The following is a 401-nucleotide window of genomic DNA, read 5'->3' as shown; positions in this document are numbered from 1 at the left end:
CAGGTAGTAGAAGGGGGAATTGAGAAGATCTGCATCTGTGAGGTCAACATAGTTGTAAGTCTTGCCTTCCAGTCCTTCCCTTATGATAAGTACGTTTTCCCTTTTTCCATAGATGGTCAGGTCGCCTGCAAACCCGAGAGCTTTATTCAGGGAGAGGTATTCATCGGGAATGCTGAAAGTCCCGGGATTTGCTACTTCTCCGAGAACGGTTACCTGGAAATTGACAATTCTGATATTAATAATTGGATTCTGTACATAGACAGCAATTTTTTTCTGCAACTTTTGGGAAAGTTCCTGCCTCGTCATTCCCGCCACGTGCACGGTGCCAAGCACCGGAAATTCGATATTGCCTTCGGAATCTACAAGATAGGTTTGTAATTGTGGCTGGCCGCTCACCCGGG

General features: G+C 46.1%; 1 protein-coding gene. It reads right to left on the bottom strand.

All coding sequences use genetic code 11. The features are described 5' to 3' along the window. On the bottom strand, positions 1 to 401 hold a 401-nt coding region (locus tag HC175_RS19760; protein ID WP_209310131.1), incomplete at both ends, for a polysaccharide biosynthesis/export family protein.

The sequence above is a fragment of the Salinimicrobium oceani genome, assembly GCF_012037645.1.
The sequence above is the reverse complement of the archived record's forward strand: the minus strand, read 5'-3'. Positions and strand labels throughout refer to the sequence as shown.